The sequence below is a fragment of the Acinetobacter sp. YH12046 genome (assembly GCF_013419905.1).
In the GTDB taxonomy this organism is placed as follows: Bacteria; Pseudomonadota; Gammaproteobacteria; order Pseudomonadales; family Moraxellaceae; genus Acinetobacter.
Genome location: NZ_VOZF01000013.1, coordinates 22,893 through 37,062 on the forward strand (window position 1 = coordinate 22,893; position 14,170 = coordinate 37,062).

Consider the following 14,170-nt stretch of genomic DNA (forward strand, 5'->3'; position numbering starts at 1 on the left):
GCTTAACTTTATATAGGTCGATTAGTCCGCTGCAAAGCCCAAATTGACCATATTGATGCGGCGGTTCTCACCTTCTACCGCCTCTTCAGTTGAACAGCTGCCTTTGAAATCGAATTCGCGCTGGCTATCCAGAATTTCAAAATCAAATAATTCGCGGTCAACTAACTGAGATGGTGAAACATTTTGCAAGGCACCAAAGATGCTGTGCAGACGTTTTGGATGTGCATTATCCCATTCACGTAACATGTCATTGATAATGGCACGTTGAAGATTTTCCTGAGAGCCACATAAATTACATGGAATAATTGGAAATTGACGCATCTGTGCATATTTGATGATGTCTTTTTCTTCCACATAGGCCAATGGACGAATCAGGATATTCTTTTTGTCAGAAGACAGCAGTTTTGGCGGCATGGCTTTCAGGCTGCCCCCATGGAACAGGTTCAGGAAGAATGTTGCCAAAATATCATCACGGTGATGACCCAGCGCCACTTTAGTCGCCCCAATTTCCTGAGCAAAACCGTACAAAGAACCACGGCGCAGACGTGAACATACTGCACAGTAAGTCTTACCTTCCGGTGTCAGTTTTTTGGTAATGCTGTAGGTATCTTTTTCCAAGATGTAATACGGAATGTTATTTTCTTCTAAATAACGCGGTAATACATCTTCCGGGAAACCGGGCTGTTTCTGGTCCAGGTTAACCGCCACCACATCAAAGTTGATTGGTGCAATGCGTTTAAACTGAAGGAGGATATCAAGCAAGGTATAACTGTCTTTACCACCAGAAATACACACCATGACCTTGTCGCCGTCTTCAATCATCTTGAAGTCGCGAATGGCATGTCCGACCTGGCGGCGAAGCTTCTTCAACAAACGGTAGTAGGCAGAGCTTGTTGGCAGTTCAGGTTTGAAATTAAATCCTTGCTCGGATTCAACTGGCGAGTACATAGACGAGAATAACCCATAAATAGAAATACCGCGCAATTTTAGCTGATTCGGTTCCGTATCGCATCAAAAGAATTTATTTTCATACAAATGCCATATTAGTTTCATTTTCATGTTTTATTTAGATTGATATATTGAACGATTTAGTTCAATTTTTAAGCGAGATGCTTATCTTTTGGACTTTTCCACAGTTGTCCACAAAAGCTGTGGATAACTTTGTGGATTGAAATGGACTTGACAACTTGTTCACCTCAAAATTTAAGGCTTTTCTTTAAATTGATCATTTTTTAATCAATTTATTTTATTATTAAAATCAATAACTTAAAGCTGTCAACCCTAAGGTTTTAAATTAAATAAAAAAAATATTTTAATGTTCAAAATATTGACAGCTGTTCCCGTTTACATACTCGTTTATAAATGCAGCGTATAAGGCTGTGCATTACGTAATTTTTTGTTAAACTCATCCATGAATTTTTCTAGCTTATTATTTATCAAATATAAACAATGAAAATAAAGACGTATTTCTTGGGGTGTCAACTGATCGGTAGCTTGCTTATGCTGGGCTGCAGTCATTTGGTGTATGCCGGCGAAACCATCTATCAGTTGCGTGATAAAAACGGCAGTACCTTATTGACCAATAAGAAGAGCCGTTATAATCATCTTCAGGTCGAAAAGAAGACTTATTATCCGGATAGCAATATTCATAGCTATAGTAACTGGGGCAGCAGCGAGTCGTCAGTTTTGCCTAGCTATAGCAAGAATAAGAACGCTTTTGATTCGATCATTCGTCAGGCCGCCCAGACTTATGGTGTGTCTGAAGGTTTAATTAAAGCAGTCATGCATACTGAATCCGGCTTTAATACCCATGCCCGCTCCCCTGTGGGTGCACAAGGTTTGATGCAGCTGATGCCGGCCACAGCACGTCGCTTTAATGTCAGCAATGCCTATGATCCTCATCAGAATATTATGGCGGGTGCTAAATATCTGGCTTGGTTATTAAAGCGTTTTAATGGCAATACCAGCCTGGCACTGGCGGGCTACAATGCCGGTGAAGGCAATGTCAGCAAATATGGTGGAATCCCGCCTTTCCGGGAGACTCAGGATTATGTACGCCGTGTGACCAGCCGTTATCAAAATCTGTATACTCATGGCCTGAGTGCAAGTACAACCACGTCTAGCACATCATCCAGTGAAGGTCGCATCATTGCCAGTTCAGCGAACTACTCCAATGATAGCAGCAGTACTTCACACATTCAGGCAGCCAAGTATCAGCGTCAGATTATTATGAATTCTGATGGCAGTTATACCGATGCACCGATGGGTTCTTATGCAACGGCGAATGCAACAGCAGCAGCTAAAATTTATTTAAGTGAATAAATAAATCAAAATCATTTGATTCTAAATAGCCTTAGCGAAAATGCAGCAAAAAATAAAGCTGTGTTTTGTGATCTAGGGCCATTTTTTTTCTTGAATTTTTAGTCATTTCACCCCATATTGATTTCAATGATTTTCATTTGCTAATCAGATTATTTTTTTATAATAAGAGGATTTCTCAATGATGCGGATTGGTTTGTTCTTGCTAACCAACCTCGCGGTACTGGTTGTAGCTGGCATTATCCTGTCACTCTTCGGTGTCGGTAGTTACCATGGCGCGGGTGGCTTGAATCTAGGCAACCTGTTGGTGATCTGTTTTGTGTTCGGTATGGTGGGATCACTGATTTCCCTGTTCATGTCTAAATGGATGGCGAAAAAAACAACCGGTACTGAACTGATTGACCCAAATGCCCCTCGTAACCAGGCAGAAGCATGGTTATTACAAGAAGTTGCGCAACTTTCTCAGCGCGCTGGCATTAAAATGCCGGAAGTGGGTATTTTCCCATCTTATCAGTCAAATGCCTTTGCAACAGGCTGGAACAAGAACGATGCGCTCGTGTCTGTGTCCACGGGTCTGCTTGAACGCATGAATAAAGACGAACTTCGTGCAGTACTGGCACACGAGATTGGTCACGTTGCCAATGGCGATATGGTGACACTGGCCTTGATCCAAGGTGTAGTCAACGCATTTGTCATGTTCTTTGCCCGTGTAGTTGGCGACTTTGTAGACCGTACGATCTTCGGTCGTGAAGAAGGTGAGGCACCGGGTATTGGCTATTTTGTGATTACCATTGTGCTGGATATCGTATTTGGTATTATGGCTTCAGCGATCGTGCTGTGGTTCTCACGCTACCGTGAGTATCGTGCTGATGAAGCAGGTGCACGTTTGGCAGGCAAACAGGCGATGATTTCAGCGTTATTACGTTTACAGGCGGAATCAGAAATGCCGGATACTATGCCGAAAGAAATGAAAGCCTTTGCAATTTCTGCTGGTCAGGAACAAGGTTTTAGTCTGGCGGCACTGTTCCAGACTCACCCAACGATTGAACAACGTGTTGCTGCTTTGCAACAACTCGATTGCCCTTAAGCAACGCATTGATTGCTTGATAGAAAAAAGCCTGCATTTGCAGGCTTTTTTATTAAGTTTAGGTTTATAAACCTTCAGGCTTTAAACCATTGAAAGAGCTGCATTGTGCCCCAGCCAATGGCCATAATTAACAGAATCAAAAAGAAAGTTCCTAAGATATCTGGTAGATGAATCCAGATCCAGGCCACCACAGGATTACGCCAGAAAGCAGATTGCTGTTGTCTGCGTTCCAAACTTTCATGCAGAAATGGATGTACCACATGATGATCGGTACGGATCTGGTATTCGTCCCGGATATGCTGATGCACAATATCCAGTGCCTTACGGCTAGGACGAATAAAAATATCAAATATTGTTCCTGCTACAGGAATAAAGCCGACCACAGCATCCATGACGGCCATTTTCAGGACTGGCTTTAATTTTTCACTTGGCACCCCGATCTGACGGGCTTTATAAATCGCATAACTGGTCAATACAAAACCTGCGATATCTCCAGCTACCGGAATGGTACTCAAAGCAGCATCTGCCCCGACGCCCTGCTTGGTAAATGGAATCCGTACCACCGAATCCATCATATTGGCAAACTTGGCCAGATCCCGCTCCAGACGAATGACATCCTGTTGGCTCAATTTATTTTTTTGTCCGGGATCAGGCATAGGTTCTTCCAGAAATGAAGCTGATGTAATTGAGCATAAAGTATTTTTTCTATTTAAGCTGTAATTGCTAGGTATTTAAAACAATAATTGAGAGGCAATAAACAAGTAAATAATCACCCCAGTGGCATCACAAATCGACGTTACCAGCGGTGCTGATGCACTGGCTGGGTCCATTTTCAGCTTGTTGAGAATAAAGGGTAAACTCATGCCAATCAGACAGCCCATCAGCACAATACCTAACATACTTAAAGCAAGTACGATGGCGACCATCCAGTCACCTCGAATATAACCCAAGATTGATACAGCAATGGCCATCGTTCCACCCAGACATAACGCAACCAGGGATTCACGACCCAGCAGGCTAAACCAGTCCTTAAACTGCACATTGCCTGTTGCCAAGGCACGCACCATCAAGGTGGCAGATTGCGAACCAGCATTCCCGCCGCTTCCCACCAATAATGGCAAGAAAAATACCAGCACAATATGGGTGGAAATAATATCTTCAAAATGAGCAATCCCGATTCCGGAGAGCAGACTGCCAAACACCAGAATGACCAGCCAGAATACCCGTTTTTGATACAATCTGAGAATCGGTGCGGTTTTCAGACTCAGTTCATTCAAAGGCGTCACTGCACCGGATTTTAAAATATCTTCAGTACTTTCTGCCTCTGCAATATCCATGGCATCATCATAGGTAATAATCCCGACCAGCTTCTGGGTCGCGTCGACCACTGGCAAGGCAATAAAATCATAATAGGCCAAGGTACGGGCGACCTGCTCCTGATCCTCATCCACTGTGGCATAGACCACATCTGTGGTCATGACCTCATTAATGGTGGCATCCGGCCGTGCCTGAATAATTTGTCGCAAGGAAATCACACCGAGCAGATGCTGTTTCTCATCCACGATATAGATCAGATATAAAGTGTCATGATTCCCCGCAATATCACGTAGCGTTTCAATCGCCTCCGTCATGCTCAGTTCGGGAGCAAGCGTGACGAAGTCTGAACTCATTAATGCACCGGCTGTTTCTTCCGGATAAGCATGCAGCTCTCGCAGGGTTTGTAGCGACTGGGTAGATAATTTTCCAAGTAACTGCTGCTGCACTTCACAGGGCATCTGCTTGTATAAATCAATGAAGTCATCGGAATGCATGGCATCCATCAGACTGGCCAGTTGCTCCAGAGGAAATTGATAGGCCAGCTGGATTTGCATGGCCAGCGGCAAGAACTCCAGTACTTCTGCCTGACGTTCCAGCTGCTTGAAATGTTGACAGCGTTCTGCTGGTCCAAGCTCAGACAAAATTCTGGCCTGATCGGCAATATTCAACTTTTGCAGAAGCTGATGAATATTATTTTCCCCTGTCAGCAGAGTCTCATGTAGTTGCTGTATTTTTTCTTGGTACTGCATTTCCCTACCATCATTCCATGCAGGTATGAAACATACCCGCCCTAGAGTGAGTATTCCTCATTTTCCTGATTGATTTGTATAACTTTATTTGTTGCTTTGACACGAAACAGGTTTCGGATTAACACATACATAAACGGGATAAAGAATAATACCAAAATAGTTGCAAAAATGACCCCGCCCAAAACGCTGGCACCAATTTCCTGACGGCTGATCGCACTGACCCCAGAAGCAAAAATCAAAGGAATCACTCCCGCAGCAAAAGCAATAGAAGTCATGAGAATAGGCCGTAAGCGCAAACTTGCTCCTTCTAAGGCTGCAGCTATAGCTGTTTTTCCTGCTTTCTCTGCCTGTGCAGCAAACTCCACAATCAGAATGGCATTTTTACAGGACAGACCAATTGTCGTCAGCAAGGCAATATGAAAAAAGATGTCATTGGCGAAACCAAAGATCCAGCAAAATAAGATACTGCCACCTACGCCCAATGGAATGGCACTGATCACGGCCACAGGAATGGTCCAACTTTCATATAAAGCGGTTAAACACAGGAAAATAAAGGCAATCGAAATCACATACAGGAAAATCGCCTGACCGCTGCTGCGCTTTTCTTCCAATGCGGCTCCGCTCCAAGCCAGATTCACACCTTCCTGGGCATCTACCAATGCTTCAACATCCTGCATGGTCTGACTGGAAAACTTGTCCTTTGGAATCCCGGCATAGACTGGAACAGCGTTATAGCCCATATAGCGGTTAATACTGTTTGGCCCGCCCTGCCAATTCAGACTGCTAAACTGGTTAAACGACAGCATTTCACCTTTTTGATTGCGTACATGCCAGAAGGCCAGATCTTCAGGTTTGGAACGGTATTCTGCTTCACCCTGCATAATCACACGTTTAATCTGCCCGCGATCAATAAAGTCATTGATGTAAGTTCCACCCCACGCTGCAGCCAAAGTACTGTTTACATTTTGCTGAGGAATGGAATGCTTTAACACACGTTCTGCATCAAGTTTGATATTCAGCTCAACACTTTCTTTGGGTTGATCCAGCTGTAAAAATTCAATCGATGATTTGCCTTGGGCACGCGCTTCAATCTGGCCAAATGCCTCCTGTAAAAATTCAGCTCCTTTATAATCCAGGTCTTGCAACCAGAAATCGACTACACGACCATTACTCGACATGGAAGGCGCCATAAAGAAAATTTGGGCATTGGCATGATTGGCAAAGTGTTTCTGTGCTCGATCGACAATGGCAAAGACCGAATCTTTAGGATTTTTGCGCTCAGCCCAGTCTTTTAATACCACAAAGAGCTGCCCACGATACGGACCTACACCGACATTGTTGCCGCTATACCAGACACCTACACTCTGAATGCGTTCCGATTCGTGTTTCATTAAATAGTCTTGTACTTCACGCCCGACTTTTTCGACTTCTGTACGCGGTGCATTGCCCGGCATGACAATCTGCCCCATAACAAAGCCCATATCTTCAGTGGGCATCAATCCTTCCGGCAAATGCTTATATACCCAACCGAAGCCCATTATGCACACACTAAACAGTGCCAACATCGTGAATTTCAGACGCATGCTTTGAGCTGAAACTTTTTGGTAACCGGCATTGAGCTGATCCATGCCATGGTTAAAGCACTGCGCCCAGCGAGCCTGATGATGTTTGCGTTTGAGGAGTTGTGCCGCAAATGTTGGAGTAATGATTAAGGCCACGAATAAAGACAGCAACATCGCTACCACCAAAGTGATGGAAAATTGACGATAAATCATCCCAGTGATGCTGCCAAAGAAAGCCATCGGGATAAATACTGCGGTAAGTACCAATGTAATACCGACCAGTGCCCCACTCATTTCCTGCATGGACTTTAAGGCAGCCGCCTTGGCATCCAGATATTCGTCCTGCATCAGGCGTTCAATATTTTCCACCACTACAATGGCATCATCGACTAGCAGACCAATGGCTAAAATCAGGGCAAATAAGGTAAAACTATTCAGAGTCATATCCAAGACATACAGCACTGCAAAGGTCGCCAAAACCACAATCGGAATCGTAACGGCCGGAATAATCGTGGCACGCCAGTTTTGCAGGAAGATAAACATCACCACAATGACCAGAATAATGGCTTCAACCAGAGTTTTAGCTACCTGTTCAATTGAGCTGGTAATAAATGGAGTTTTGTCCATGGTCATTTGCAACTGATAGTGCGGTGGCAAATTGGCCTGAGCGTTTTTTAATACGTCTTGAATCTGTTTGGACACGGCAATAGCATTACTCCGCGGCGCCAAAGTAATCGATAAAGCTGAAGAGAGCTGTCCGTTGGTATAGTTAATGTGGTTATAACTTTCTGCACCTAGTTCTACCCGTGCCACATCTTTTAAATACAGCAATGAACCGGAATCTGTGGTTTTAACGATGATATTTTCAAATTCTTTCACACTGCTTAAACGTGAACCGGCACTAACCTTGGCATTGAGATATTGATCCTGCATGGTTGGCAAACCACCAATTGCGCCTGAAGCCAATGGTGCGTTCTGGGTTTCAATGGCATTACGAATATCACTTGGCATCAGGTTAAACTGATGCAACTTATGCGGATTTAGCCAGATCCGCATGGCATAACCTGCCCCGTACAGATCAATTTCCCCTACACCTTCAATACGTGACAAACGCGGTTCGACATGCACCATCAAATAATCTGATAGTTCGGTAACGCTACTCTGCCCACTCTCATCATATAAACTTAATAGTGCAAACTGGTCATACCCTGATTTATAAACATTGACTCCGCCCTGCTGCGTCTCTTCAGGTAAGCGGCTCAATACACCATTCACGGCGTTTTGAACCTGTAACTGGGCTTGATCAAGATCGACTCCTGGCTCAAATTGCAGCGTAAGTTGGGCCCGTCCCACCGAACTGCTGGAGTGAAAAGTTTCCAGACCTTCAATGCCTTTTACCGCCTGTTCCAGAATCTGGGTCACCGATTGCTCAACTGTTTCAGCCGATGCACCACGATAACCTGCGGAAACGCCTAAAGCTGGCGTATCCATATTTGGCATATGTTCAATGGGAATTTTTTGAAGTGCAAATACCCCAAGGGCCATCATTAAAATTGCAATGACCGCTGCAAACTTGGGACGATAAATAAAAAAGCGCGACAACATAAATCAGAAATCCCCATCAAATGCATCTTTAGGATGCACACGCCATGAATAGATGATTTCTATAGCAATTTTCACACCATGCTTAAATTTAAGCCAATCTTTACCTTTTTATTTCCGATAAAAAAATCCCCGTTATAACGGGGATTTTAGAATGCTATATTCTCAATTGATATTATGTATGTGATTTCTTCATCGTCATTTGGCGAATTAAAACGTACATAAATGGAATAAAAATTAGCACCAGTATCGTTCCAAAGATCACTCCACCAAAAACACTGATTCCAATCTCACGACGACTGGCTGCACCAGCACCAAAAGCAAAGACCAGTGGCAGAATCCCAGCACCAAAGGCCAGAGATGTCATCAGGATTGGGCGCAAGCGCAGTGAAGCACCTTCAAGTGCAGCTTCAACTACCGATTTACCTTTTTCCTGAGCCAATGCCGCAAACTCTACGATTAAAATTGCATTCTTACAGGACAGACCAATCGTGGTCAGCAAAGCAATCTGGAAGTAAATATCATTCGGAAAATCTGCCAGAAAACTAAAAATGATATTCCCACCAATCCCTAGAGGAATAGCGGACATGACCGCAGTCGGAATCGTCCAGCTTTCATATAAAGCGGCCAGGCACAGGAAAATGAAACCAATCGACACCAGATATAACCAGATTGCCTGATTACTGGATTGTTTTTCCTCAAAGGATAAACCGCTCCAGACCACGTCAATGCCATCCTGTTCTGCCACCAGATTTTCAACATCTTGCATCGCTTCACCAGAACTGGAACCTTTGACCATATCCGCTTGCATTTGCAGCGAGGTATAGCCCATAAAACGGTTGACCACCTCAGGACCACCACTCCAGTCCACCTGAGCGAAATTACTGAAAGGCACCATCTCGTTCAGGTCATTACGTACATGCCATTGCGCCAGATCTTCAGGTTTGGAACGGAATTCTGCATCGCCCTGCATAATCACCCGTTTAATCCGGCCACGATCAATAAAGTCATTAATATAATTACCCCCCCAGGCCGCTGAAAGCGTACTGTTGATTGCGGATTGACTCAGACCATTGGCCATAGCCTGTTTCTGGTCAATATTGACTTTCAGTTCGGCTTTTTCCGGATTGGAACGCTTATCCAGATTTTCAAAGCTACTATATTGAGCTGCTCCAGCCTGCATATTCTGGAACTGCTCTTCCAGATACTGACGGCCATTACCGTTAATATCACGAATCCAGAAATCCAGGCCGTCGGTTTGCCCTAAACCATTCACTGAAGCCGGCATGCTGATATTGACTTGAGCATCGCGGTTACTGCGAAAATGCTTCATAGCACGTTCACGAATCGCCTGCGCGGTATTTTCTTCTCCAGCACGGTCATCCCAATGCTTCAAGGCAACAAAACCGGTCGCCAGGTTCTGACCGGTACCTGAGAAGTTACGGCCATAACGTAGCATGACCAAGTCGATATTGTCCTTTTCTTCTTCCAGAAAATACTGACGAATCTGCTCACCGACCTGAATGGTGTTTTTCATTGGCGCGCCTTCCTGCAGCCGGATTTGCAGATTCAGAATACCCTGGTCTTCACTCGGCAAAAAGCTGGTGGGTAAGGCGCGATAAAATAAAGCAAATACGCAGAGCAATCCGGCAAACAGCACCAGACTAATGGCCTTATGTTGTAGAGTGACATTAGAAACTTTCAGATAACGATGCTTCAAACCATCCAGTTTCTGGTTAAACCAACTCGCCCACTTGGCAGGTTTTGGATTTGGTTTTAGAATCAGCGCACAAAGTGCAGGTGTCAGAATCAGTGCGACCATCAGCGACAGAGACATCGCTGCCACGAGCGTAATCGAGAACTGACGATAGATCACCCCGGTTGAGCCACCAAAAAATGCCATGGGAATAAAGACCGCGGTTAAAACCAGGGTAATCCCGATCAGTGCGCCGCTGATTTCCTGCATGGATTCCAGCGCTGCTTCTTTGGCTGTAAGCTGCTGCTCATGCATCAGACGTTCAACGTTCTCTACCACCACAATGGCATCATCGACCAGCAAGCCAATGGCCAGTACTAAGGCAAACAAAGTCAGCGTATTAATACTCAGTCCCAAAACATAAAGTACTGCCATGGTTCCGAGTAAAACTACAGGCACAGTTACAGTCGGAATTAAGGTGGCACGCCAGTTTTGCAGGAAGATAAACATCACGATGACGACCAGAATGACCGCCTCGAATAAAGTTTTAACGACTTCTTTAATCGATTCTTTAACAAACGGTGTATTGTCACGCGGATAGGCAATTTTATAGCCTTCCGGCAACTGCTGGGAGAGTCGCTCGATTTCAGCCTTGATCAGACTCGACGTCGCAATTGCATTGGCACCGGAGGCCAGTGAAATACCCAGACCGGCAGAAGGATAGCCGTTGGTGGTGCTATATGACTGATAATTTTCCGCACCCAATTCAACCCGTGCAACATCTTTTAAGTAGATAAAGCTACCATCCCGGGCAGACTTCACAATAATATTTTCAAATTCTTCGACTGTTTTTAAACGGCTGCCTGATGTGACTTTGGCATTCAGATACTGATCATCGACTGTTGGCAAGTCACCAATTGCGCCGGCTGCCACTTGAGTATTTTGTGATTCAATCGCTGCCCGCACATCACTTGGCATCAGGTTATATTGTTTCAATTTTGCTGGATTCAGCCAGATGCGCATCGCGAACTGTGAACCAAAAACATCCACTTCCCCAATGCCATCAATTCGGGAAATATCCTGTTCCAGATGCGTGGTCAAATAATCAGACAGTTCAATATTGCTGCTACGCCGTGACTCATCATACAAACCGATGACCATATGGGTATCGCCAAGAGATTTGAAGACATTCACGCCCTGTCGCTGGACATCTTCTGGCAAACGATTGAGAACCCCGTTAATCGCATTTTGAACCTGTACTTGTGCTGTATCTGGATCGGTACTATTTTCAAAACTGATGCTGATCCGGCTTCGACCTGAGGAATCACTGCTTGAGCTGAAATACAGCAAGCGGTCGATACCTTTAATTTGCTGTTCCAGCACCTGGGTCACGCTTTCTTCTACTGTTTCTGCAGATGCACCGGTATAGGTTGTTGCCACAGTAATACGAGGCGGTGCAATATCCGGATAACGTTCAACAGGTAAATTCATCACCGCAAAAAGTCCAATGGCCATGACTACAATGGCCAGCACACCTGCAAAAATAGGACGATGAATGAAAAACTTAGACAGCATAAGTCTGAATCACTTTGAATTTAATGAATTATGGAAAGCGTTGCATTATTGAGTCAGCTTAAGGATATTCAGGCAGTGGCCTAGAGAATGCAAGGCTTGATCACAGAAAAATATGTATAAAATTGAATCATGAAGAAAATATGAAGATTTTGCCTTTCATCTAGCTATTTCAACAATTTATAAGGTTATTATTTTTATTTTAGGCATAAAAAAACCCTGCTTGCGCAGGGTTTTTTTAGAATCGATTCAGAGCTGATTAAGCAGAGAATTGGTTCATTGTGTTTTTCGCATCGTCACCCGCTTTAAGCGCGTTGTCACCAGCGAAGATTTCTTTGTGGTCGTCACCGATGTCAGAACCAGCCATTGCTTGGTGTTTCACACAAGCGATACCACCGCGGATTTCTTTACGTTGTACGCCAGCAACATACGCCAACATACCTTCAGAACCGAAGTAACCTTGAGCAAGCTCGTGAGTAGAAAGAGCAGCTGTGTGGTAAGTAGGCAGAGTGATCAAGTGGTGGAACACACCTGCTTCACGAGAAGCGTCTGCTTGGAATGTACGAACTTTTTCGTCAGCTTCAGCAGCCAATTCAGAATCGTCGTACTCAGCGCTCATCAGTTTAGCGCGGTCGTATGCAGATACGTCTTTACCTTCAGCAACCCAACGGTCGTACGCTTGTTGACGGAAGTTCAGTGTCCAGTTGAATGATGGAGAGTTGTTGTAAACAAGTTTCGCATTTGGCACAACTTCACGTACACGGTTAACCATGTGGGCGATTTCAGCTACGTTTGGAGTCGCAGTTTCGATCCAAAGAAGGTCAGCACCGTTTTGTAAGCTAGTGATACAGTCAAGTACAACGCGGTCGATCTGAGTGCCTTCACGGAACTGGTACAAGCCAGAAGCAAGACGTTTAGGACGGTGAAGTTTGCCATCACGTTTGATCAGGATTTCGTCTTCTTGTGCTTCAGAGATGTCAATTTCTTGAGTGTCTAAGTAGCTGATGTATTGAGAAGCGATGTCGCCTGGCTCTTTAACCACTGGGATTTTTTGAGTCAAGTCAGCGCCTTCAGAGTCAGTACGTGCAACGATGATACCGTCGTCAAGACCCATTTCAAGGAATGCATAGCGAAGAGCGTGGATTTTCGCGATGAAGTCTTCGTGTGGAACTGTAACTTTACCAGCTTGGTGACCACATTGTTTCGCGTCAGAAACCTGGTTTTCGATTTGAAGTGCACAAGCACCCGCTTCGATCATTTTCTTAGCTAGTAAGTAAGTCGCTTCTTCGTTACCGAAACCAGCGTCGATGTCCGCAATGATTGGCACAACGTGAGTTTGGAAGTTGTCGATTTGTGAAGTGATTTCAGCAGCTTTAGCTGTATCACCAGCGTCTTGAGCTTTTTTAAGTGCGCGGAACAGGTCGTTCAGTTCTTTCGCATCAGCTTGACGTAAGAATGTGTAGATTTCTTCGATCAATGCAGGAACAGAAGTTTTTTCATGCATAGATTGGTCAGGAAGAGGACCGAATTCTGAACGAAGTGCAGCAACCATCCAGCCAGAAAGGTAGATATAGCGACGTTCAGTTGTACCGAAGTATTTTTTGTTCGCAATCATTTTTTGCTGAGCGATGAAACCGTGCCAGCAGCCTAGTGATTGAGTGTATTTGCTAGAGTCTGCATCATAAGCAGCCATATCACGACGCATAATCGCCGCTGTATATTTAGCAATGTCTAAACCAGTTTTGAAACGGTTTTGAAGTTGCATACGCGCAGCATCTTCAGGACTGATGTCTGCCCAAGTGTTACCGAATTTCGCTTTTAATTCGCGGATTGCATCAATCGCTGTTTGGTATGTAGTCATGATATATTCCTGTATTAATATTAGGATTTTTCTGCAACGAACCGCTCAAATCACACCCTCAATGACTTGTTCAGATTTTCGACGATCCGTTGGGATAGCTAAAGATTAGTGGGCTTCGAAAAATTAATCCAATATTCTGCAAGAATTATCATTATTTATTTAAAAAATATGTAGATGAAAGTCTAATTATATATTGATCAGTTTTTTATAAGTTATTGTATTTAATATTTTATTTTTAAATTTTTAAATTTGTATTTTGCCTAAAACATCAGCAACATGAGTAAAAAATATTCATTAGACTTAAGTCTTGCAAGACTTTAGCAGCGCTTAATTTCAGCAAATTTTGTCTATTTTCTAAGCCTTAAAACCTAGAATACTTATTTCAAAAGAATTATTTTTCATTTA

At 44.0% G+C, this 14,170-nt stretch carries 8 protein-coding genes; 2 read left to right on the forward strand and 6 right to left on the reverse strand.

Annotated features, from left to right (window positions below):
* Positions 1 to 21: 21 nt before the first annotated feature.
* The gene (gene ttcA / locus FTU03_RS09270; RefSeq protein ID WP_005236792.1) at positions 22 to 948 is read right to left on the reverse strand and encodes a tRNA 2-thiocytidine(32) synthetase TtcA; all 927 of its coding nucleotides are present in this window, start codon (positions 946 to 948) and stop codon (positions 22 to 24) included.
* A 501-nt stretch (positions 949 to 1,449) separates the two neighbouring features.
* On the opposite strand from ttcA, the gene FTU03_RS09275 reads away from it, so the two are divergent.
* Entirely contained in the window at positions 1,450 to 2,322 is an 873-nt protein-coding gene (locus FTU03_RS09275) for a lytic transglycosylase domain-containing protein (protein WP_200228892.1), read from the forward strand.
* A 178-nt stretch (positions 2,323 to 2,500) separates the two neighbouring features.
* The gene (gene htpX / locus FTU03_RS09280; protein WP_166137792.1) at positions 2,501 to 3,406 is read left to right on the forward strand and encodes a protease HtpX; all 906 of its coding nucleotides are present in this window, start codon (positions 2,501 to 2,503) and stop codon (positions 3,404 to 3,406) included.
* Positions 3,407 to 3,480: 74 nt separating this feature from the next.
* On the opposite strand, the gene FTU03_RS09285 is transcribed toward htpX, so the two are convergent.
* From FTU03_RS09285 to FTU03_RS09305, 5 genes are all read right to left on the reverse strand, one after another.
* Positions 3,481 to 4,062: a DUF4112 domain-containing protein gene (locus tag FTU03_RS09285; RefSeq protein WP_005236796.1), complete on the reverse strand. Its 582-nt coding sequence runs from the start codon at positions 4,060 to 4,062 to the stop codon at positions 3,481 to 3,483.
* A 75-nt stretch (positions 4,063 to 4,137) separates the two neighbouring features.
* A complete protein-coding gene (mgtE, locus tag FTU03_RS09290; RefSeq protein WP_166137795.1) occupies positions 4,138 to 5,472 on the reverse strand; it encodes a magnesium transporter in 1,335 nt (444 codons plus the stop codon).
* 41 nt (positions 5,473 to 5,513) lie between these two features.
* Complete coding sequence (locus tag FTU03_RS09295) at positions 5,514 to 8,639, reverse strand: efflux RND transporter permease subunit (RefSeq protein ID WP_179992803.1); 3,126 nt, start codon at positions 8,637 to 8,639, stop codon at positions 5,514 to 5,516.
* Between the two features lie 172 nt (positions 8,640 to 8,811).
* The gene (locus tag FTU03_RS09300; protein WP_179992804.1) at positions 8,812 to 11,907 is read right to left on the reverse strand and encodes a multidrug efflux RND transporter permease subunit; all 3,096 of its coding nucleotides are present in this window, start codon (positions 11,905 to 11,907) and stop codon (positions 8,812 to 8,814) included.
* 256 nt (positions 11,908 to 12,163) lie between these two features.
* Complete coding sequence (locus FTU03_RS09305; protein ID WP_159123482.1) at positions 12,164 to 13,765, reverse strand: isocitrate lyase; 1,602 nt, start codon at positions 13,763 to 13,765, stop codon at positions 12,164 to 12,166.
* Between the last annotated feature and the right edge of the window lie 405 nt (positions 13,766 to 14,170).